17 protein-coding genes and 2 rRNA genes are annotated in these 20601 nt (G+C 67.6%); 2 read left to right on the top strand and 17 right to left on the bottom strand.

From position 1 onward, the window contains the following. The 11 genes from ACXJJ3_RS34085 to ACXJJ3_RS34035 form a co-directional block, all read right to left on the bottom strand. On the bottom strand, nucleotides 1-1026 hold the full coding sequence (locus ACXJJ3_RS34085) for a glycosyltransferase family 4 protein (RefSeq protein WP_458165995.1): 1026 nt from the start codon (nucleotides 1024-1026) through the stop codon (nucleotides 1-3). Further along, complete coding sequence (murJ, locus tag ACXJJ3_RS34080) at nucleotides 1023-2633, bottom strand: murein biosynthesis integral membrane protein MurJ (RefSeq protein ID WP_458165994.1); 1611 nt, start codon at nucleotides 2631-2633, stop codon at nucleotides 1023-1025. The genes ACXJJ3_RS34085 and murJ overlap by 4 nt, the downstream gene beginning before the upstream one ends. Continuing rightward, the gene (locus ACXJJ3_RS34075; protein ID WP_458165992.1) at nucleotides 2612-3421 is read right to left on the bottom strand and encodes a hypothetical protein; all 810 of its coding nucleotides are present in this window, start codon (nucleotides 3419-3421) and stop codon (nucleotides 2612-2614) included. The genes murJ and ACXJJ3_RS34075 overlap by 22 nt, the downstream gene beginning before the upstream one ends. A 1-nt stretch (nucleotide 3422) precedes the next feature. Further along, the gene (locus tag ACXJJ3_RS34070) at nucleotides 3423-4370 is read right to left on the bottom strand and encodes a copper transporter (protein WP_458165991.1); all 948 of its coding nucleotides are present in this window, start codon (nucleotides 4368-4370) and stop codon (nucleotides 3423-3425) included. Continuing rightward, nucleotides 4367-5548, bottom strand: a complete 1182-nt coding sequence (gene steA, locus ACXJJ3_RS34065) for a putative cytokinetic ring protein SteA (RefSeq protein WP_458165989.1) — start codon at nucleotides 5546-5548, stop codon at nucleotides 4367-4369. Before steA ends, ACXJJ3_RS34070 begins: the two co-directional genes overlap by 4 nt. Nucleotides 5549-5645: 97 nt before the next feature. Then, a complete protein-coding gene (gene recN, locus ACXJJ3_RS34060) occupies nucleotides 5646-7376 on the bottom strand; it encodes a DNA repair protein RecN (protein WP_458165988.1) in 1731 nt (576 codons plus the stop codon). Next, nucleotides 7377-8324, bottom strand: coding sequence for an NAD kinase (locus ACXJJ3_RS34055; RefSeq protein WP_458165986.1), 948 nt, complete (start codon nucleotides 8322-8324; stop codon nucleotides 7377-7379). 24 nt (nucleotides 8325-8348) lie between these two features. Further along, nucleotides 8349-9164 (bottom strand): TlyA family RNA methyltransferase, encoded by an 816-nt coding sequence (locus tag ACXJJ3_RS34050; RefSeq protein ID WP_458165985.1) that lies wholly within the window; start codon nucleotides 9162-9164, stop codon nucleotides 8349-8351. 12 nt (nucleotides 9165-9176) lie between these two features. Beyond that, the gene (locus tag ACXJJ3_RS34045) at nucleotides 9177-9587 is read right to left on the bottom strand and encodes a hypothetical protein (RefSeq protein ID WP_458165984.1); all 411 of its coding nucleotides are present in this window, start codon (nucleotides 9585-9587) and stop codon (nucleotides 9177-9179) included. A 1-nt stretch (nucleotide 9588) separates the two neighbouring features. Next, complete coding sequence (locus ACXJJ3_RS34040) at nucleotides 9589-10008, bottom strand: phasin family protein (RefSeq protein WP_458165983.1); 420 nt, start codon at nucleotides 10006-10008, stop codon at nucleotides 9589-9591. Nucleotides 10009-10165: 157 nt separating this feature from the next. Then, a complete protein-coding gene (locus ACXJJ3_RS34035; RefSeq protein WP_458165982.1) occupies nucleotides 10166-11272 on the bottom strand; it encodes an HAD-IIA family hydrolase in 1107 nt (368 codons plus the stop codon). 24 nt (nucleotides 11273-11296) lie between these two features. Between ACXJJ3_RS34035 and ACXJJ3_RS34030 the strand changes: the two genes are divergently transcribed. After that, the gene (locus ACXJJ3_RS34030; protein WP_458165981.1) at nucleotides 11297-12442 is read left to right on the top strand and encodes a DUF1015 family protein; all 1146 of its coding nucleotides are present in this window, start codon (nucleotides 11297-11299) and stop codon (nucleotides 12440-12442) included. Nucleotide 12443: 1 nt separating this feature from the next. Here ACXJJ3_RS34030 and ACXJJ3_RS34025 read toward each other — a convergent pair whose 3' ends face one another. The 4 genes from ACXJJ3_RS34025 to bioB form a co-directional block, all read right to left on the bottom strand. After that, a complete protein-coding gene (locus ACXJJ3_RS34025; RefSeq protein ID WP_458165980.1) occupies nucleotides 12444-13304 on the bottom strand; it encodes a CHAD domain-containing protein in 861 nt (286 codons plus the stop codon). 3 nt (nucleotides 13305-13307) lie between these two features. Continuing rightward, nucleotides 13308-14261: a hypothetical protein gene (locus ACXJJ3_RS34020; RefSeq protein ID WP_458165979.1), complete on the bottom strand. Its 954-nt coding sequence runs from the start codon at nucleotides 14259-14261 to the stop codon at nucleotides 13308-13310. Nucleotides 14262-14512: 251 nt separating this feature from the next. Then, nucleotides 14513-15133: a hypothetical protein gene (locus ACXJJ3_RS34015; protein WP_458165978.1), complete on the bottom strand. Its 621-nt coding sequence runs from the start codon at nucleotides 15131-15133 to the stop codon at nucleotides 14513-14515. A gap of 221 nt (nucleotides 15134-15354) precedes the next feature. Beyond that, nucleotides 15355-16407, bottom strand: a complete 1053-nt coding sequence (bioB, locus tag ACXJJ3_RS34010) for a biotin synthase BioB (protein ID WP_458171974.1) — start codon at nucleotides 16405-16407, stop codon at nucleotides 15355-15357. A 41-nt stretch (nucleotides 16408-16448) separates the two neighbouring features. Here bioB and ACXJJ3_RS34005 point away from each other — a divergent pair, with 41 nt between their 5' ends. Then, nucleotides 16449-16811 (top strand): helix-hairpin-helix domain-containing protein, encoded by a 363-nt coding sequence (locus ACXJJ3_RS34005; protein ID WP_458165977.1) that lies wholly within the window; start codon nucleotides 16449-16451, stop codon nucleotides 16809-16811. Between the two features lie 75 nt (nucleotides 16812-16886). Here the strand turns inward: ACXJJ3_RS34005 and rrf are convergent. Both rrf and ACXJJ3_RS33995 read right to left on the bottom strand, forming a co-directional pair. Further along, nucleotides 16887-17004, bottom strand: a 5S ribosomal RNA gene (rrf, locus tag ACXJJ3_RS34000). 124 nt (nucleotides 17005-17128) lie between these two features. Further along, nucleotides 17129-20247: ribosomal RNA gene (locus ACXJJ3_RS33995) — 23S ribosomal RNA — on the bottom strand. Nucleotides 20248-20601 lie beyond the last annotated feature (354 nt).

Here is a 20601-nt window from a genome sequence, read left to right as displayed (position 1 = left end):
TCAAGCACCGGTCGCGACGAGACCCGCGTAGATGTCGAGGAGATTCTTTGCCACCGCGTCCTCGTCCATCCATCTGGCGGCCAACTCGCGGCCTCGTGTCCGCATAGCGTTCGCCGTGTCCGGCTCGGACAGAACCGCCCGTACGCCGTCCGCGAGGCCGTCCGCGTCGCCTGGAAACGCCAGCACCGCGCTGTCGTCGACCAGCTCGGGCACCCCGCCGACCGCGGTCGCCACCACCGGTACGCCGACCTGCATCGCCTCCTGGAGGACCAGCGCGCGGGCCTCCCAGTGCGACGTGAGCAGAAACACGTCCGCGGCTCCCAGAAGGTCCGCGATGTCGTTCCGATGCCCCAGGAGCCGCACGGGCAGCTGCTCCGCGTCGATCCGCGCCTGCAGGTTGTCCCGCAGCGGCCCGTCACCGACCACCACGAACACCACGTCCGGCGTGGACTCGTGGACGCGAGCAGCCACCGACAGGAGCGTCGGGTAGTCCTTCTGCGGAGCCAGCCGGCCCACCGTGAGTACGACGGGCTGCTCGCGGAGCCCTAGCTCCCGGCGCACGGCCGCGCGCGACGTACGGACCGTGGGCATCGCGGGAGCGGCTACCGGCGCCAGCTGGGCGTTCTTGGCGCCGAGGCTCTTGGCCAGCTCCACCAGGTCGCTGGAGGCTCCCAACGTCAGGTCGGCGCCACGGGCGACCAGCCGCTGACCCATGCGCATCACGAGACCCTTCGGCCCCGGTGCGATCACTGCGTTGTGCCAGGTGACGACCAGCGGGCGCAGCCGGGACCTGTCGCGCAGCGCGGCCATGCCCGCGCGGTACCCGTGCGCGTGGATCACATCGCACCCGCGCAACCCGGTCGTCTGGGTCACCACGGTCGCGGGCGCGAAGTCGAAGTGCTCCGACGTACCGGGCGGCGCGCACACCACAACCTCGTGCCCGGCGCTCACGAACCGCGGCACCAACGAGGCAACGTGCTGCCCGATCCCGCCCCGCGACTCCGCGAGCAGCAGCCCGATCCTCATGGTTTCTCCCGTCGTAGGAGGGCGCGCGCGTCCGCGCGGTCCAATGCAAGCACGACAACGGCGTACACGACGACAACGGCGAGCCCGGACAGGAGCGCGAACAGGACGGCTTTGGCGACTCCACCGTGCCCAGCGGGCAGGGCGACCGCCCAGCCCGCAGCACCGGCTAGCACGGCGCCTGCGAGCGCTGTGAGGTGCGCACGCGGCACACCGGCCAGTACGCCCGGCCCGGCCTCCCTACGCAGCACCAGCAGCAGTACGAACGCGCCGACGACCATCCCGATCGACATGGCTGCTGCCAACGCCGGTACGGCGTCCCAGTGGCCCGTAAGCAGCACACCGGCCACTGCGACGAGTACCCAGGCGCCCGAGGTCACAACGGCGACCTCACGCCCCGAGTGGCGCGCGTACAGGACCCGGCCGAGGTGCATGAGTACGGCGAACCCGATGGCAGCCGGGGCGAACGCCAGCAGGCCGTTGGCCAGCGAGGTCGCCTTACCCGCCTGGACCGCGCCGTTGTCGTACGCGAAGATCCGGGCGACCGGTACCGCCGTACCGATCAGCAGGGCCGCTCCCGCGCCGCCCGCGAGCATCACGGCGCGCGTCGAGGTGGCGGCGTACCGGTCGAAGCCCTCTCCTGCCTCGAAGGCGGCCGCCAGGCGCGGGAAGACGGCCGTGGTGATCGGGACGGCCAGAACGGCGTACGGCAGCAGGTAGATCGCGTTCGCCCACGTATAGACGGCGATGCTGCCCGCAACGCCGCGGTGGTTGGCCAGGTACGTCGTGACGACGAACGTGAGCTGCTGCGCGATCAGTACGGCGAGCCCCGCGAGCGCGAGCCGCCGCAGTACCGGCCCGACGCCGGGGTCGAGCTTGAGCGTCGGCCGGATCGGCAGGCGCAGTACGAGCATCGGAACGAGCACGGTGAGCGCCAACGCGAGCACGCCGGCCGTAGTACCCCAGGCGAGTACGTCGTTGGCGCCCCGGGACGCCTGGTCCGCGTTCGGGGCAACGGCCGCGAACACGAAGTACGTTGCGACCACGACCAGGCTGGAGATCAACGGCGCCAGCGCACCCGCCGCGAAACGCTTGTGGGACTGGAGAACGGCGGTCGCGACCACCGCGACGGCGTACCCGAAGATCTGCGGTACGAAGATCGCGAGCATCCGGGTCGCGGTCGCCGTGGAGCTGCCGCACTCGGCGCCCGGGTCGAGCATCGCGTCGGTGTACCGGCCGGCGAGCAGCCACGCCAGCACGGCGACCGGCGCCAGCAGGACGAACGACCAGGACAGCAACGCCCCGATGATCCGGCCCTGCGCGGCCTTGTCCCCGCGGGCGACCGGACCGGCCAGCACCGGAATCACCGCACCGGCCAGCGCTCCGCCCGCCACGACCTCGAAGAGGATGTTGGGCAGCTGGTTTGCCGTCGTGTACGCCTCCGCCAGACAACCCGCGCCGACCGTTTTCGAGAACACCAGCCAGCGCCCGAAACCGACAACCCGTGCCAGCACGGTGACACCGGCAACCACCAACGCAGCTTGCGCGACCCGCCCGCCCACCGAACTGCTCTGCGGGGCGTCCTCACTCACCGGGGTCGTCGGCCCCATTGGTCGATCTTGTCGAGGGCAGGGGTGTCGGCGATGACCTTGGTGAAGCTGACCTTCTCGCTCGCCAGGTTGAGGCCGACGACGAGCGCCAGCGCCAGCGTCTTCAGCGGACGCGGCAGCGACGCGGCGAGCGCCGTACCGGTGATCGCGCCGAGGCCGTTCGCACCGCAGTCGCCGAGCATCGCCCGCTCGCCGAGGTCGGCCGGAGCAGAGGCCGCGGCGGCACCGACGACGGCACCGGCCGGACCGCTCACCACGGCCATCGGCGCGTTCACCGCGGTGACCGCCTTGAGCGCACGCCCCGGACGGAGATCGAGCAGATTCGTCAGGTTCGCCGTACCGGCGATCAGCGCGCCGTCGGCGATCACGCCGGCGACGGCCTTAGCACCGCGCGACTTCCGCGGCAGCAACGCCGCGGCCGCGAGACCGGCCGCGCCGACCCCGAGGATCTTCACCGCACCGCTCGTCACCTCGCCGCGCTGCAACGCGCTCAGGTGACCGCGGAAACCCTTCGCCTGCGTGGTCCCGCGCAGGTCGTCGTACGCCCCGACGGCGCCCGACACCGCGCCAGCCACGACCGCGGCCGCCTTGACCTTGTTGCTGCCCCGGGCGGCCAGCACACCGGCCAGCGCGCCCAGCACCGCGCCCGGTCCCTCGAGCAGCGTCACCGGCTCACCGCGGTGGTTCGTCCGCTCGAAGGGCTCCCGGTTCTCCTTCGGCAGCTGTTCGGCCGCACGCTCGAGCCCGGAAGTAGCGGCCGCCGCGACGGCAGCGCTCAGAATTCCCACGTCAGTTGTCCTTCGTCTGTACGGCTGCCGGCGCCACGCCGTTCTTCGCGTTGATCGCGCCGTACTGCCCCGCCTTCCCGGTGAGCTGCTCGGCGAGCGCGAACACCACGGTCATCTGGCCGGCGGGGAGATCGGCCACGTCCACCGAGGAAACGATCTTGGTGGCGTCGGAGTCACTCCGCAAGGCCTTGATCAGTCCGCCGTCGTTCGCGGACGCCGGTGTACCGGCCACGACCACGCCGCCGCTGCCCATGTCCAGGCCCTTGATGAAGTCCACGGCGTCGGTGTACGTCGAGTTGTCCGGGGCCGGCGTCGGCGGGTCCGCGGCGATCACCACGATCAGGCTCGACCGGTCCTTCACCGTCGACGGCTTCAGCGACAGCAGCTTCGCGCCGGTCAGCCCGCTCAGCACCTTGGTCGCGTCCGCGTCCACGGACTTGCCCTCGTCCTTGGCCGCGACCCCGCGCGCCAGCAGCAGCCCGGCCCGCTGGTACGTCGTACTGTTCGCCGCGATGTTCATGTCCGGGGTGACGAGCTGCTGGACCAGCGTCTCGACCAGCTGCCGCTGACCCGTGTCGAACAGCTTCGCGTCCAGCGACACCTTGGTGGACACCGTACCGCCGGCCTTCTCCAGCTCGGTCTGGACGCCGTCGCTCAGGCCGCTGTCGGCGTTCGGCATCGAGATCAGCGTGATCTTCTTGTTCGCCAGCTTGCCGTCGGTCAGCCCGGCGGTCACCTTGGCGACGTAGTCGTCGCGGTACTTGTCCAGCGCCTTCACCTGGACCAGCTCGGCCCGTGCGTCGGCGAGCTGCTGGCGGTCCTTCTCGGCCTGGCTGGCGACGAACTGGTCTCCGGTGCCCTTCAACGGGCCGGCCCCGAGCACCACACCGGCGCCCAGGGCGAAGAAGATCGCCACGATCGAGACGATGTGGTAGCGAAAGTCGATCACGTGAACAGCTCCCGGATCCAATAGACGAGGTCGTTCCAGCGCGCCCGCAGGATCGACCAGAGCACATCGTCGGCACCGATGGCGACCAGCGCCATCCCGACCGCGAACAGGCCGGCCACGATCAGCGCGGCGACCTGGAACGTCGAGACCCGGCTCCGGTACAGCCGGCCGACGCCCTTCGCGTCCACCAGCTTGGCACCGACCCGCAGCCGGGTGATGAAGGTGCTCGCCATCCCGGAGCGTCCCTTGTCGAGGAACTCCACCAGCGAGTTGTGGGTGCCGACCGCGACGATCAGCGAGGCGCCCTTGGAGTCGGCCAGCAGCATCGCGACGTCCTCGCTGGTGCCGGTGGCCGGGAACTCGATCGACTCGACCCCGAGCCGTTCGAGCCGCTCCGACCCGGGCGCGCGGCCGTCGCGGTATGCGTGCACGATCACCTCGGCGCCGCACTTCAGCGTCTCGTCCTTGACCGAGTCCATGTCGCCGACGATCAGGTCCGGGACGTACCCGTTCTCGACCAGCGCGTCCGCACCGCCGTCGACGCCGATCAGCACCGGCCGGTACTCGCGGATGTACGGCTTCAATGCGACCAGGTCGTCGCGGTAGTCGTACCCGCGGACCACGATCAGGACGTGCTTGCCCTCCATCGGTGTGTGGATCTGCGGTACGCCGACGCCGTCCAGCAGCAGGTCCTTCTCGCGCCGCAGGTACTCCAGCGTGTTCGCGGTGAACGCCTCGAGCTGGGTGGACAGCCCGGAGCGGGCCTCGTCCATCAGGTTCGCGACCGAGTTGCTGTCCTGCGCGACACCCTTCGCGACCGCCTCGCCGCCGCGGTACAGCGTGCCCTCGTCGAGCCGGACGTGCTCACCCTCGTGCAGCACCGAGAACACCTCGCGGCCGACCCCGTCGACCAGCGGGATGCCCGCGTCGACAAGGATCTCCGGCCCGAGGTTCGGATACCGGCCGCTGATCGAGTCGGCCACGTTCACCACCCCGGCGACCTTGCAGTCGACCAGCGCCTCGGCACTCACCCGGTCCAGGTCGACGTGATCGATGACCGCGATCTCACCCGGCTTGAGCCGTTTGGTGAGATTCTTGGTACGCCGATCCAGCCGGACCACACCGGTGACACCGGGCAGTTCAGTGGTACGTGCTCTCCGCAGGCTGGGCAGTTTCATCGCGCTCTCATCCTGCCATGTCAAGAGCCCCTTACCTGCTCATTTACCCGGCTGGCCCCCGGTTCACGCACCGAATTAACGGTCACGGTGAGTCAAATCATCCTTTGGAACGAGGTTTCCGGCGCGGTTTCCGACGCTTCGCGGCCAGCGCCAGCAGCTCCTCGGCGTGTGTCTGCGCGGCCTCGGAGTTCTCCAGACCGGCCATCATCCGGGACAGTTCCTTGAGCCGGGCGTCGTCGTCCAGAGCGACCAGGCCGCTGGTCGTGACCGAACCGTCGTCACTCTTCAGCACGACCGCGTGACGATCCGCGAACGCTGCCACCTGCGGCAGGTGCGTCACCACGATCACCTGGGCCTTCTCGGCCAGCCGGGCGAGGCGTTTGCCGACCTCGACCGCGGCCCGGCCGCCGATCCCGGCGTCGATCTCGTCGAACACCAGCGTCGGCACCGGATGCGTGTCGGACAGGATCACCTCGAGCGCGAGCATCACCCGGGACAGCTCACCGCCGGACGCGGCCTTCTGCAGCGGGCGGGCCGGGCTGCCCGGGTTCGCCGCGAAGCAGAACTCGACCTCGTCGATCCCGAACGGGCCGGCGGTCGTCTCGTGCACCTCGACCGACAGCTTCGCGTGCGGCATCGCCAGCCCGGTCAGCTCCTCCGACACCGCGACGCCGAGCCGCTCGGCCGCCTCGATCCGGGCCGCCCGCATCTGCTGCCCGAGCTCGGCGAGCGTCGCGTCCAGCTCGGTCAGCTCGGCATTCAGTTGCTCGACGCGTTCGTCGCTGCCGTCCAGCTCGGCCAGCCGGGTCGCCGAACGCTTCGCCCATTCGAGTACCTCGTCGACGACGCCCTCGTCGGCGCCGTACTTGCGGATCAAGGAGGTCAGCAACGCCCGCCGTTCGCTCACCACGGACAGCCGCGCCGGATCGGTGTCGACATCGGCGGCGTACGACGACAGCTCCTGCGCCAGGTCGGCCGCCAGGTAGCCCAGCTCGCCCGCGCGGTCGGCCAGTTCGGCCAGCTTCGGGTCGTGCTCGCGCTCGCCGTCCAGGACCTGTTTCGTCAACGCCAGCAGGCCGAGTACGTCGTTCGGCCGGGTCGAGTCCAGGTCCTCGGAGGCGATCGCGTCCGCGGCGGTGGTGGCCGCGGTCCGCAGACCGTCGGCGTACGCGAGCCGCTGCTCCTCGGCGGCCAGCTCGACGTCCTCGCCGGGCAACGGCTCCGCCTTCGCGACCTCGTCCAGCCCGAATCGCAACAGGTCCGCCTCGGCCAGCCGGTCGCGCTCGCGGGTGACCAGCTCGGTCAGCTCCGCCTCGACCTCGCGATGCCGCCTGTACGCCGCGGAGTACTCCTGCAGCGGGACCAGAACCGCCTTGCCCGCAAAGGTGTCGAGCGTCTCCCGCTGCCGCGCCGGCTGCAGCAGCCGCCACTGATCCGCCTGCCCGTGGATCGCGACCAGGTCCCCGGACACCTCGCCGAGCACCGACACCGGCACCGACGCACCGCCCAGGAACGCCCGCGACCGGCCCTCCGACGACAGCTCGCGGGCGATCAGCAACTCGTCGTCGTCCAGCTCGCCGCCACGGTCCTCGGCCTGCTGCACGATCGCCCGCGGTACGGCGCTCGCCCGGCCCTCGACCCGCGCCCGCCGCGTCCCGTGCCGCACCAGCCCGCTGTCCGCCCGGCCGCCGAGCAACATGTTCACCCCGGTCACGACCATCGTCTTGCCGGCACCGGTCTCACCCGTGACGGCGGTGAATCCGGGATCCAGGTCGAGCGTCGCGTCCTCGATCACGCCCAGCCCGGTGATGCGGATTTCGGAGAGCATCTAGGACTCCTGTGTTCCGTTGCGTTTGCGCTCGGCGGCACCGCGCCAGCCGAGCACCGGGAGGTCGAACTTCGCCACCAGCCGGTCGGTGAACGGCGCCTCGTGGGCGCGGGCCAGCCGGACCGGCGTACTCCCCCGGCGGACCTGGATCTCGGCGCCGGGCGGCACCTCGACCATCCGCCGGCCGTCGCACCACAGCACCCCGCGGCCGTGCCAGGACGGCACCAGCTCGATCGACAGCCGCGACGTCGGCGCCACCACGATCGGCCTGGAGAACAAGGCATGCGCGCTCAGCGGCACCAGCAGGATCGCCTCGACCTCGGGCCAGACGATCGGCCCGCCGGCCGAGAACGCGTACGCCGTACTGCCGGTCGGGGTCGCCACCACGACACCGTCGCAGCCCCACCGCGACAACGGCCGGTCGTCCACCTCGACCAGCACCTCGAGCATCTTCTCGCGGGCCGCCTTCTCCACGCTGGCCTCGTTCAGCGCCCAGGTCTCGAAGATCAGGTCGTCGTCCAGCCGGACGTCGACGGCCAGCGTCATCCGCTCCTCGACCGTGTACGTCCGGTTCACGACCACCTGGACGATCCGCTCCAGGTCGTCCACCTCGGCCTCGGCGAGGAACCCGACGTGGCCCAGGTTCACCCCGAGCACCGGCGTTCCGTGCGGGCGGGCCAGCTCGGCGCCGCGCAGGATCGAGCCGTCGCCGCCGAGCACCATGATCAGCTCGACGTCGTTCGCCGCCTTCTCCGGGTCGTCGACGATCTCGACCGGGTCGAGCTTGAGCTCCGCGGCCTCACCGCCGAGCAGCCGGACCTGCATCCCGGCGTCGGTCAGCAGCCGGTGTGCGGCCCGGGCGACCCCGACCGCCTGCTCGCGGCCGGTGTGCGTGACCAGCAGCACGCGCCGCGGCTCGTGCTCAGCCAACCCCGCCGCTCCCTTCATTCATTTCCCACCCCACCGCCCCGGTCATTGCGGCCCACGCTCGATAGCCGTTTGGAGCATCGTCTCATCGAGAGGCGGCGCAACCCGGCGTATCCACAGGAAGTATTCGACATTTCCTGACGGACCAGGCAACGGGCTGGCCGCCACGCCTGCGATCCCCCAGCCGAGCTGCTGCGCCTTGACGGCAACCGTACGGACCGCGTCCGCGCGCAACTCCGGGTCGCGCACCACGCCGCCCTTGCCGAGCCGGTCCTTGCCGACCTCGAACTGCGGCTTCACCATCAGCACAAGCTCGCCGTCCGGCTTCACCACACCGGTCAGCGCCGGCAGCACGAGCGTCAGGCTGATGAAGCTCAGATCACTGACCACCAGGTCGACCGGGTCGCCGCCGATGTCCTCCAACGTCAACGTCCGGACGTTCGTCCGATCCATGACGGTGACCCGCTCATCGGTCTGCAACGCCCACACCAGTTGCCCGTACCCGACGTCGACCGCGATCACGTGCGCGGCCTCGTTGCGCAGCAGTACGTCGGTGAACCCGCCCGTCGACGCCCCGGCATCGAGGGTACGGCGGCCCTTCACCTGGACGTCCGGGAACGCCTCCAGCGCACCGATCAGCTTGTGCGCACCGCGACTGGCGTACCCCGGGTCCTCGTGCTCGGACGTGTCCACGACGATCGGCGCATCCGCGCCCACCCCGGTCGCGGGCTTGCCGGCCACGGTCCCCGACACCTTCACCTTGCCGGCCGCGATCAGCTCGCTCGCGTGCTCCCGCGAACGCGCGAGACCCCGCCGTACCAGCTCCGCATCGAGCCGCGACCGCTTGACTCCCTTGGCCACTCGTCCGGCCGCTCAGCCCCGGTCGCTCTGCTCGGCGTCAGCCTCGACCAACGCACTCTGCAGCCGCTCGTGCAGGTCGGCGTACACCTCACCGTGCTCACTCACCGGCCGGTCCCGCAGCCCGTCCAGCCGGACCATCGTCTCCTCGACCAACGGATGCCCGCCGTCCTCCGCAGGTTCCTCCACCGGTACGTCGGCCGCTTCGTCGGCCGCCGAGCCGGACTCGAAGGAGTGCTCGTACTCCTGACCCGGCGCCCGCGCGAACTCCGGCCCGAACTCGACCTCCGCCGGATCCACGTGCTCCCCCGGCTCGGTGTCGTAGTCGGGACGCGGCTGCGGCTCGTCGGCACGGTACGGATCGGAGCCTGGCTCCACGTCCGGGTCCACGTGCGGCGGGAACTGCTCGCCGGGATGCTCGGTCATCTCAGGCCTTCTTCGCCGTCTTCTTCGCCGGCGCCTTCTTGGCAGCCTTCTTCGCAGGTGCGGCCTTCTTCGCGGCGGCCTTCTTGGCCGGGGCCTTCTTGGCAGCAGCCTTCTTCGCCGGAGCCGGGATTTCCTCGACCACCGTCGCCTCGACGACGTCCTCGACCACCGGCGCCGGCTCGGCGGCGCGCTCCGCCGCGGCCTCATGCGCCTCGGCCAGCTCGTTCTCCAGCGCCTTGACCCGCCGGGTCAGCGCCGCGACCTCCTCGGACCGGACGAACCCGAGCCGCGCGACCGCGCCCTCGACCTCGTTCGCCACGATCGCCTGCAGCAGCTGACGGTTGCTCTTGCTGGTGGCAACGATCTCGTCGGCCAGGTCACTCACCCGGGTGGTCAGCGAGTCCGCCCCGGTCTGCTGCAAAGCGCCTTCGCAGCGGTCTGGGCCTTCTGCTTGGTGACCTCGGTCAACCCGTTCGCCAGCTGTACGTACCCGCGCAGCGCGTCCATCACCATGACTGCCTCCTAGCGTCGTCCCAGCAACGGTATCGCCTCCGCGCCCCAACACCAGCCGGACCTGCCTACTTGTCGAGGCCGATCCGGTGCAGGGCTGCGTCCAGCGCGATGGAATCGGCGGTCGGCGCGGGCTTCGGGCGTGGCCGGCGGCCGCGGGCGGTCGTCTTCGCGGACTTCGCCGGCTCGGCGGGCGCGTCGACGGCGGCCCAGACCGCGGACAGGATCGCCCGCAGCCCGTCGTACGGCTCGCCCTCGCCCTTCACCGTGACGGCGTTGTCCACGACCTCGGCGGTCCAGCCCGCACACGTGTGCTTGCCGCCGTCGACCTTCACCCCGGGCTGCTTCTCCGCCAGCGCCCCGAGCCCGGCAGCGACGTACGTCGGCCGCTGGTTCTTCGGCGCCCGCGCCAGGTCGTACGCGTCGTGCACCCCGGTCGCCACCCACAGGCTCGCGATGCCGATCTTGTTCGCGCCCTCGATGTCGGAGTCCAGCCGGTCGCCGATCATCAACGGCTGCTTGGCTTCCAGCCGTTCGATGCTGGTCTCCAGCAGCGGCGGCTCGGGCTTCCCGGCGACCACCGGATCGACGTCGACGGCGGCCCGGACCGCCTGCACCAGCGTGCCGTTCCCGGGCGCCTTGCCGGCCGCGGTCGGGATCGTCACGTCCATGTTGGTCGCGTACCACTTCGCGCCCTCGTTGATCGCGTGCGCGCCGTCGGCCAGCATCACCCAGTTCACGTCCGGGTGGAACCCCTGGACGACCGCGACCGGGTGCCCGTCGCTGCTCCGCACCGGCGTCAACCCGTACTCCTCGAGCGCGACGTACAGTCCCTCGCCGCCGACCACGAGCACCGGCGAGCCCTTCGGGAACTCGTTCGCGACCAGCTTCGCCGCGGCCTGCGCGGACGTCACCACGTCGTCGGCGATCACGTCCAGCCCGAACGACGCGAGGTGCTCGGCAACGATCGCGGCCGGCCGGCTCGCGTTGTTCGTGATGAACCCGATCCGCATGCCTTCCTTGGCGGCCTTGCGCAGGTTCTCGGGCGCGTCCGGGACCGGGTCCGGGCCGACGTACACGACGCCGTCGAGGTCCAGCAGCGCCACGTCGTACCGGGTCGCGAGCGGTTCGTCACACGCCGACAGCGGCTGGGGCGCAGTTCGTTCCGTGCTCATCCTTCACCCCGTACGATTCCGCGCATGCCGGATGCGGTGCTGAGACTCGATCCCCTGCGGGCCTGGCGGTTCGTGGCGGGGAAGGTGAGCGCGCTGGGCGCGGTCACGTCGCCGCCGTACGACGTGCTGGAACCCGCCATCGTCCGGCGGCTGACTGACTCTGATCTGCACAACATGGTGAGGCTCATCCTTCCACGCGATCCGGACCTCGGACCTGCCCGGTACGACGAACCGGCGCACCGGCTGTCCGGGTGGCAGCGGGACGGTGTCGTAGTGCAGGACGAGCAGCCCGCACTGTACGTGTACGAGCAGCGCCTAGGGGACGCCGTACTGTGCGGGCTGGTCGGCTCGTTGCGGCTGGACCCGACACGTCACGTAGTACTGCCGCACGAGGACGTCATGCCGCACTGGGTCGACGACCGCCTGCGGCTGATGGAGGCGACCGACGCGGACCTGGAGCCGATCCTGCTCGCGTACTCCGATGGGGGCGTCGCCAGCGATGCCGTCGACGCAGCGCGCGCCGGGGAGCCTTGGCTGGAAGCAGAAACCGACAATGGCGCCGAACACCGCATCTGGCGCATTGCCGACCCGGCTGTGCTCGCTGACATCTCGAACGAACTGGCGAGGCACGAGGCGCTCATTGCTGACGGACACCACCGCTATGCGGCGTATCTCGAGCGCCAACTGCGGGAGCCGTACCGGGAGAGCACACAGGTCGGCCTGGCGATGCTGGTGGACTACATACGACACCCGTTAACGCTGGACCCGATCCACCGCGTCGTACCGGGGCTGGACCTCGCTACCGTGCAACAGCGGACGCCGTCCGGCTGGCAGATGCAGCCGGGCCGGGTGGACGGCGATCCGAACCGGATCTCTGTCACGGACGGCTCCAGTTGGCTGACACTTCACGCGGCGTCGGACGCTCCTACGGTCGCATTGCTGCACGAGGTGTTGCTGCCGGCGTGGGGAGTCGCTGAGGACACGCTCAGCTTCCACCACACGCTTTCGGACGCCCTAGCGCTCGCTGATGCGCAACAGCTCGCGGTAGAACTCACAGCACCCCACATGGACCAGGTACTGCGCTCTGCCGCGCAGGGCGTCGTACTGCCGCAGAAGGCCACGTCGTTCGGCCCGAAACCGCGAGTGGGGCTGCTGTTCCGGACGCTGTAGCTCAGGGCCGGTGGTAAAGGCTGAGGAACTGCTCACGTAGGGGCTTCCGCGCGGCCCTGTGGCGCTCTGTGAGGCGTCCTAGCGTGAAGGAGAGCTCCGGGTCGTCCTGAGCGGCCGCGTCGACTGCCATCGCTGTCAGAGCGTCTGCAGCCGCACAGTGGTCCTGGTGCTGCCCCAGCAGTTCCTGGTACGTCGCTGCGTGCGCGGCGGTGGCTTTTGCCTCCTCACCGAGCACGGCGGCGCTGGTGTCGGCGGCGTACCGCACACGCTTCGCCAGCAGCCGCACCTCGTGCCAGTCGTCGTCAGGAGTCCAGGGCTCCAGCCTGTCGGCTTCCTGGGCAAGCTTGGCGGTGGCTGTCCGCAGCAGCTGCGGGAGGACTTCACCGCAGGGCTTCTCTGCCTTCGGCTTCAGGTCGGGCGCTACTGCGACGGCCTTGAGGGTGGTGAGCAGCTCCTTCGTCGAGTCGCCCAGAACGACCTCGGCGGAGCGGGCGTGCGCGCGATCCAGGCCGAGCGTGAGCGTGGTGAGGATCGTGTCGACGTGCTCCGGGTTGTCCTCGCTGGTGACATTCTCGCGGACGAGCTCCGCGATCACCTCAAGATCCCGCGCCTCGCCGCACGCCTGCGCGAGCGAGGCCAGGTCCGCCCGGAGCCCGGTCGCCCAGTCCCCCGCCAGCAGCTTGCGGAACAGCTTCAGATCGCTCCGCAGCCGCCGGCAGGACACCCGCACCTGGTGGATGGCGTCGTCCTCGCCGTCCGCCACCATCCGCACCGACTTCTCCAGCCGCTGCGCGCCCTTGGCCAGCGCGGCCGCCACCAGCCCTCCAACAGGATCCCCGGCCACCAGCCCCACACCGGCCACGCTCTACTCCTTGCTGTCCTCGGACTCCCCGCCCTCGGACTCCACGTCGCCGTCCTGGGCGTCGGCGCCATCCGCCTGCTCGACCTCGAGATCCTCGTCCGCGTCATCCGGGGTCTCGACCTCGAGATCCTCGTCGTCCACGACGACATCCTCGTCCAGGTCGGTGAACTCCAGCCCCTCCAACTGCGCCGCCCGCTCAGCTGCCCCGGTCACACCGTCACCGTCGACCCCAGCCGCCCGGTGGAACCACACCAGCGCGTCATCGGCCCGCCCGGCCTCCTCGAGCGCATCGGCGTACGCGTACCGCAGCCGCGGCAACCAGTCCGCCCGCGTCCGCTTGGTCAGCTCCGGCACCTCGAGCATCTGAACCGCCGCCGCGGTCTGCCCGAGATCCCGCCGCGCACCGGCCGCCACGATCAGCAGCTCGACCTGCGTCGCCTCCGAGAGCTCCCGAACGTGCTTGTCCTTCGTCAGCGCCAGCGCCTTGTCCGGCCGCCCGAGCGCCCGCTCGCAGTCGGCCATCATCGCGAGCACCTCGTGGTTCCCGGTCATCCGCCGTACGGCCCGGAACTCGGTCAACGCCTCGTCGTAGTGCTCAGCCAGGTACGCCGTGATCGCGACCGCCTCCCGCACCCCACCGAGCCGCGCCGCCAGCCGCCGCGCCGTCCGCGCATGCTGATACGCCAACTCCGCGTCGTCGTCGAGGAACCGCCCCGACGCCACCAGGTGCTGCGCCACGAGATCCGCCAGCGTCCGCGGCAACGACCGCAGCTCGGCCTTCACCCCACGATCGAGCTCGGCCCCGGTGATCCCGTCCGGAATCTTCGGATCGTCCCGCCGAGGCCCGACCTTCTCCTCCCGCTCCTCCCGCCGAGGCCCCCCACGCCCCCGAAAGTCCCCACCCCGCTGCTCGCCACGCTCGTCCCGCCGACCACCCCGCGAGTCCGCCCCCCGCACGTCCCGCCGGGCCCCACGCTCGTCCCGCCGATACCCCCCAGCACCCTGCCCACCACGCTCGTCCCGCCGGCCCCCGCGCTCATCCCCACGACGCTCATCCCGCCGGAACCCACGCTCGCCCCCACCCCGCTCATCACGCCGGTAACCACCACGGTCATCACCACCGCGCTCGTCCCGTCGGTAACCACCACGGTCATCACCGCCACGCTCGTCGCGCCGGTACCCACCGCGGTCGTCACGTCGCGAGCCGGCTACCCCACGGCCCGCGCCAGGCCCACGCCCGCCACGCTCATCCCGGCGATACCCACCGGACCGCCCGTCGCGCTCATCCCCGGCCAACTGCCCACCGAACGGATCCCGCCGCGACTTGTCATCCCCCCGAGACCCGGCAAACCCCCGCCGATTCTCGAACGAATTCTCATCCCGATCGCTGTACCCGGACCGCCCACCGGCAATCCCCGTACGCCGCGAACCCCCACCAGAACTCCCAGCACCGCCACCCCGAGGCCCACCCCCGGACCGAGCGCCACCGCCCCCGGCCCGCGAACCACCAGACGAGGACCGTCCCCCACCCGACCCGGTCCACCCAGCCCCAGAACCCCCACGCCCAGCACCACTCCCACCAGACGCATTACGACCAGCACCCGCACCAGCCGCGGACCGCCCACTCCCCGCAGCCCCACGCCCAGCACCCGCACCAGCCCGACCGCCACCAGAACCACCAGCGCCGCCCGCACCACCACGCCCGGCCCCAGAGCCAGTACGCCCATCCCCAGCACCCCGACCACCGCCGGCGCCACCGTTCCCGGACCATCCGCCAGAGCGCCCGCCCCCACCGGAACCGGACCGATTCCCGGAGTCAGAACGTCCACCACCGGTACGGCCGGAACGGCCGGCGCCCCCGGAGGAACCACGACGGTCCCCAGAACCGGAGCGAGGATTGCGAGGTGGCGTCGCCACGATGACTCCTAACAATGCTGAAGATCAGTAATCGGACAAACGTTACCGTCCAACCCCCCATTCCACCGCATCGCTCACTCCCCGCACTCCCCGCCCGCCAGCCCACCGCGAGATCGAGCCGGACAGCACCGCGTCAGGAGTCGCCGTGCGTGCTGCTGCCCGCGCCACGGCGCCTGAGGGCGACCAGGTCGTGCCGCCGCTGCGGCAACGTCGGCTGCTCCAGACCCTCGACTGTGAATCCGGCGTCCGCGATCAACTGGAGATCATCCGCACCAGGCTGCCCCTCGCTGGTCAGGTAGTCGCCCAGGAAGATCGAGTTCGCCACATGCAGCGCCATCGCCTGCAGCCCCCGGAGGTGGATCTCCCGCCCACCGGCCAACCGCACCTCCACATCCGGAAAGCAGAACCGGAACAGCGCGAGAATCCGTAGACACCGCTCGGGAGTCAGCTCCCAGCGCCCGCCCAGCGGAGTTCCCTCGAACGGGATCAGGAAGTTCACCGGCACCGAGTCAGGATCGAGCTCGCGCAACGCGAACGCCAGCTCGACGATCTCCTCGTCCGTCTCTCCCATCCCGAAGATCGCTCCCGAACACGGCGACAACCCACCTTTCGTCGCCCGCTCCAGCGTCTCGACGCGATCCCGGTACGTGTGCGTCGTACAGATCTCGCCGTACCGCTGCTCGCTGGTGTTCAGGTTGTGGCTGTATGCGTAGGCGCCGGCGTCCCGCAGCCGCTCGGCCTGTCCGTCCTGAAGCAGCCCGAGGCAGACACAGACCTCCACGTGCGGGTGCTCGTCCCTAATCGTCTCGATCATGCCCTCGACGCGGCGGATGTCCCGATCACCAGGCCCCCGTCCACTGGCCACCAGGCAGACCCGTTTCACACCGGCCGCGACCGCTTGTCCCGCAAGCTGCGTCGCCTCGCCAGGATCGATCCACGAGTACTTCAAGATGTCCGCGGTCGAGCCGAGCCGCTGCGAACAGTACGTGCAGTCCTCCGGACACAGCCCGCTCTTCAGGTTGATGATCGTGTTCAGCTTCACCCGTCGCCCGAAGAACTCGCGCCGCACCCGGAACGCCGACGCCACCACGTCGACGAGCTCGTCCTTCCCACTGAGCACCTCGAGCGCCGCCGTACGCGACGGCAGTTCGCGGTTGAGAGCTGTCTGTACGAGTTCCTCGAGCATGGTCACCGTGTCATCGTCATCTGACCGGAACGCCCGGGCAATTGGCAGAAGCCGACAACACAGAGCTGCCGAACTTTGGCGTATGCCGCTTGCCGACGGCGTCCGATCCGTCCAAGACCTACCGGCCGGCGATGCGTCATCGTTCGACCATGCGATCAACGGAGCTGACATCCCTCATGAACGTCGGCCCGGCCGTGGCCCGGTATCTGGCGCGAGCTGACATCACCACCGTCGACCAACTGGCCGGGCGAGATCCCGTACAGATCTACGAAACGATCTGCGAACGCGACCGCCAACGCCACGACCCGTGTCTCCTCGACACGATCACTTCCGCCGTGGACCAGGCCAACGGGAACCCCGCACGCCCGTGGTGGACCTACACACCGAGCCGCAAAGCCACCTGATGGCGCCCAGACAAGTGTTTAAGGGCAGACAAATGTTAAGGGCCACCCCGAGGGGTGGCCCTTAACAGTGTGAATGTCCGGCGGCGTCCTACTCTCCCACGACCTCCCGGTCGCAGTACCATCGGCGCTGAAGGGCTTAACTTCCAGGTTCGGAATGGAGACTGGGTGTTTCCCCGACGCTATGGCCACCGAAACTCTATGAGAACACTATCAACCAACACAAGCCACACATGACCGGGGTTGACCGTATCCTGGGAACCGTACAGTGAACGCGAACATCGTTACAGCGCAAATTTCAGAGCTTGTAGTCTGTAGTGAGTGACAAGCCCTCGGCCTATTAGTACCAGTCAGCTCCACACCTTACGGCGCTTCCACCTCTGGCCTATCAACCCAGTGGTCTACTGGGGGCCTTACCCGGTTAACCCGGTGGGAGACCTCATCTTGAAGCGTGCTTCCCGCTTAGATGCTTTCAGCGGTTATCACTCCCGAACGTAGCCAACCAGCCGTGCTCCTGGCGGAACAACTGGCACACCAGAGGTTCGTCCACCCCGGTCCTCTCGTACTAGGGGCAGCCCTTCTCAAGTCTCCTGCGCGCGCAGCGGATAGGGACCGAACTGTCTCACGACGTTCTAAACCCAGCTCGCGTGCCGCTTTAATGGGCGAACAGCCCAACCCTTGGGACCTACTCCAGCCCCAGGATGCGACGAGCCGACATCGAGGTGCCAAACCATCCCGTCGATATGGACTCTTGGGGAAGATCAGCCTGTTATCCCCGGGGTACCTTTTATCCGTTGAGCGACGGTGCTCCCACATGCCACCGCCGGATCACTAGTTCCGACTTTCGTCCCTGCTCGACATGTCTGTCTCACAGTCAAGCTCCCTTGTGCACTTACACTCAACACCTGATTGCCAACCAGGCTGAGGGAACCTTTGAGCGCCTCCGTTACCTTTTAGGAGGCGACCGCCCCAGTCAAACTACCCACCAGGCACTGTCCCTGATCCGGATAACGGACCAAAGTTAGACAGCCAGAACAATCAGAGTGGTATTTCAACGATGACTCCACCCGAACTGGCGTCCGAGCTTCACAGTCTCCCACCTATCCTACACAAATTGTACCGACCACCAATACCAAGTTGTAGTAAAGGTCCCGGGGTCTTTCCGTCCTGCTGCGCGTAACGAGCATCTTTACTCGTAATGCAATTTCGCCGAGTCCATGGTTGAGACAGCGCCCAAGTCGTTACGCCATTCGTGCAGGTCGGAACTTACCCGACAAGGAATTTCGCTACCTTAGGATGGTTATAGTTACCACCGCCGTTTACTGGCGCTTAAGTTCAAAGCTTCGCCGGCCAAAACCAGCTAACCTGTCCCCTTAACGTTCCAGCACCGGGCAGGCGTCAGTCCGTATACATCGAATTACTTCTTCGCACGGACCTGTGTTTTTAGTAAACAGTCGCTTGGGCCTGGTCTCTGCGACCATCACCGCTACCACCAGCAAATGGTGTCACGGATCCGGTCCCCCTTCTCCCGAAGTTACGGGGGCATTTTGCCGAGTTCCTTAACCATGGTTCACTCGATCGCCTTGGTATTCTCTACCTGATCACCTGTGTCGGTTTGGGGTACGGGCGGCTCTAACACTCACTGCGAAGTTTTTCTCGGCAGCATGGGATCATCCACTTCCCCTAAACGGGTCCGCCTCGGCTCTCAGGCTATATGAGACACGGATTTGCCTATGCCTCGCCCTACCACCTTGCCCGCGGATCAGCTTGCGCCTACCATCGCCGCGGTTGGACTACCCTCCTGCGTCACTCCTCAATGCACCTACTACCACCTCGGGTCACCGAATCCACCGATCCGTCCGAAGACATCACAGCTTCAAAGGCTTAGCATCAGCAGGTTCGGTCGGGTCGTGTTAATGCCGGTACGGGAATATCAACCCGTTGTCCATCGACTACGCCTGTCGGCCTCGCCTTAGGTCCCGACTTACCCAGGGCAGATTAGCTTGACCCTGGAACCCTTGATCATCCGGCGGACGGGTTTCTCACCCGTCATTCGCTACTCATGCCTGCATTCTCACTCGTGCAGCATCCACAACTCCATCACTAGGCTGCTTCACACGCTGCACGACGCTCCCCTACCCACCCACACACCTGGACGTCTCCAAAGAGACGCCGAGTACATATGTGAGTGCCACAGCTTCGGCGGATTGCTTGAGCCCCGCTACATTGTCGGCGCGGAATCACTTGACCAGTGAGCTATTACGCACTCTTTCAAGGGTGGCTGCTTCTAAGCCAACCTCCTGGTTGTCTGGGCAACTCCACATCCTTTTCCACTTAGCAATCGCTTAGGGGCCTTAGCTGGTGATCTGGGCTGTTTCCCTCTCGACTACGGAGCTTATCCCCCGCAGTCTCACTGCCGCGCTCTCACTTACCGGCATTCGGAGTTTGGCTGATTTCGGTAAGCCGGTAAGCCCCCTAGACCATCCAGTGCTCTACCTCCGGTAAGAAACACACGACGCTGCACCTATATGCATTTCGGGGAGAACCAGCTATCACGGAGTTTGATTGGCCTTTCACCCCTATCCACAGGTCATCCCCCAGGTTTTCAACCCTGGTGGGTTCGGTCCTCCACGCGGTCTTACCCGCGCTTCAACCTGCCCATGGATAGATCACTCCGCTTCGGGTCTAGAGCATGCGACTAAAACGCCCTATTCAGACTCGCTTTCGCTACGGCTACCCCACACGGGTTAACCTCGCCACACACCACTAACTCGCAGGCTCATTCTTCAAAAGGCACGCCGTCACACCCGAAAGTGCTCCGACGGATTGTAGGCAACCGGTTTCAGGTACTATTTCACTCCCCTCCCGGGGTACTTTTCATCTTTCCCTCACGGTACTAGTCCGCTATCGGTCACCAAGAAGTATTTAGGCTTAGCGGGTGGTCCCGCCAGATTCACACGGAATTTCAAGAGTTCCGTGCTACTTGGGAAAACACTCGAGAGTCACTGTCTTACGCCTACAGGGCTATAACCCACTACGGCTCAACATTCCAGAAGATTCGACTTCAACAGCGATTTATAACTCTCCGACACCACGGCATTAGTGTCTGAATGCTCCCACAACCCCACATGCGCAACGCACGCCGGCTATCACACGCACACGGTTTAGCCTCATCCGCTTTCGCTCGCCACTACTCACGGAATCACTATTGTTTTCTCTTCCTACGGGTACTGAGATGTTTCACTTCCCCGCGTTCCCTCCAGAACCCTATGTGTTCAGGCACTGGTAACTGGCTTTAGAATGCCAGCTGGGTTTCCCCATTCGGACACCCCCGGATCACAGCTCGGTTGCCAACTCCCCGGGGCTTATCGCAGGCTCCAACGTCCTTCATCGGCTCTTGGTACCAAGACATCCACCGATTGCCCTTAGTAGCTTGTCACAAAACTAAAAGCAAAAATTACGCTACAAAGAGATGCTCGCGTTCACTATACAGTTCTCAAAATACGGGCAGGAACACCAACCCCGAACCACCACCTATCGAGTCAGCATCTCCAACCAGGGAAACAACACACCCAGAAGAAAACACCCACACCAACGGTTTGGTGAGAGCCGGCCCCAGCCACCACATCCAACCAGTCACCCAGTTGAACCGTGACCCAGAAGAAACAGTCCAGACCCCCAGGGCAAAACCCTGCGAACCAGGCCCGATCCCTCAGGACCCAACAGCGCGCCTCGACCCATCACCCATCCACCGTCCGCGTTCCACGCCCCGAAGAGCAGTACTAACATATTG

The organism is Kribbella sp. WER1 (genome assembly GCF_054189145.1).
The sequence above is the reverse complement of the archived record's forward strand: the minus strand, read 5'-3'. Positions and strand labels throughout refer to the sequence as shown.

What these genes read in the sequence shown, in the direction of transcription:
- ACXJJ3_RS34085 (WP_458165995.1), bottom strand. Translation starts at nt 1,026, where the DNA reads ATGAGGATCGGGCTGCTGCTCGCGGAGTCGCGGGGCGGGATCGGGCAG.
- murJ (WP_458165994.1), bottom strand. Translation starts at nt 2,633, where the DNA reads ATGGGGCCGACGACCCCGGTGAGTGAGGACGCCCCGCAGAGCAGTTCG.
- steA (WP_458165989.1), bottom strand. Translation starts at nt 5,548, where the DNA reads ATGAAACTGCCCAGCCTGCGGAGAGCACGTACCACTGAACTGCCCGGT.
- recN (WP_458165988.1), bottom strand. Translation starts at nt 7,376, where the DNA reads ATGCTCTCCGAAATCCGCATCACCGGGCTGGGCGTGATCGAGGACGCG.
- ACXJJ3_RS34055 (WP_458165986.1), bottom strand. Translation starts at nt 8,324, where the DNA reads ATGAAGGGAGCGGCGGGGTTGGCTGAGCACGAGCCGCGGCGCGTGCTG.
- ACXJJ3_RS34045 (WP_458165984.1), bottom strand. Translation starts at nt 9,587, where the DNA reads ATGACCGAGCATCCCGGCGAGCAGTTCCCGCCGCACGTGGACCCGGAC.
- ACXJJ3_RS34035 (WP_458165982.1), bottom strand. Translation starts at nt 11,272, where the DNA reads ATGAGCACGGAACGAACTGCGCCCCAGCCGCTGTCGGCGTGTGACGAA.
- ACXJJ3_RS34030 (WP_458165981.1), top strand. Translation starts at nt 11,297, where the DNA reads ATGCCGGATGCGGTGCTGAGACTCGATCCCCTGCGGGCCTGGCGGTTC.
- bioB (WP_458171974.1), bottom strand. Translation starts at nt 16,407, where the DNA reads ATGCTCGAGGAACTCGTACAGACAGCTCTCAACCGCGAACTGCCGTCG.